This window comes from bacterium (genome assembly GCA_020440705.1).
GTDB lineage: Bacteria > Krumholzibacteriota > Krumholzibacteriia > LZORAL124-64-63 > LZORAL124-64-63 > JAGRNP01.
In genome coordinates this window covers 1-615 of the sequence record JAGRNP010000305.1, presented here as the reverse complement: position 1 = coordinate 615, position 615 = coordinate 1, and the positions used below count along the sequence as shown (strand labels likewise).

Annotated in this window: 1 protein-coding gene; it reads right to left on the bottom strand. The window is 60.2% G+C overall.

All coding sequences use genetic code 11. The features are described from left to right. Positions 1–615 (bottom strand): aminomethyltransferase family protein (locus tag KDM41_18510; GenBank protein MCB1185417.1); only part of this gene is annotated, 615 nt, incomplete at both ends.

The following is a 615-nucleotide window of genomic DNA, read 5'->3' as shown; positions in this document are numbered from 1 at the left end:
CATCTGGTCGCCCTCGATCAGCATGCCGAAGATCTTGAACCGCTCCTTGCCCTTCTGGCGATAATGCTCTTCCGCCCCCCGGAAGCCGGTCTTGCCAGGCGATACCGTGAAATCGAGGCCGAGTTCCCACAGGCTGTCTCCAACCGGCTCTCCTGCAATCGGGTACATCTGGGAATTGTCGTAGGGATAAAACAGCAGGTAGCTCTCGACCCGCAGCAGGTCGAGCGTGCTGAAGCAGCACGGGATGATACCCATATCCTTGCCTTCGGAAAGGATCGTATCCCAGACAAGCCGCGCATCCTGGCCGCGCACGAAAATCTCGTAGCCGCGCTCGCCGGTGTAGCCCGTGCGCGAGATCGTCACCGGAGCGCCGAACAGCGTGGTGTGGATGTGGTTGAAATAATTGAGGTCGCGGATTCCGGGCACGTGTTTGGCCAAGAAATCGACTGCCAGAGGTCCCTGCAGCGATAGATCGTGAAGGTCGTCGTCGAACAGCACGGCACAATTGCGCCCGGCGGCCTGCTTGATGATCTCCTCATGCGCCGTGCCGGTTCCGCTGACCAGCATCCAGGCGTTGGGTCCGTTGCGATACAGCACGCAATCGTCGGTCAGGTG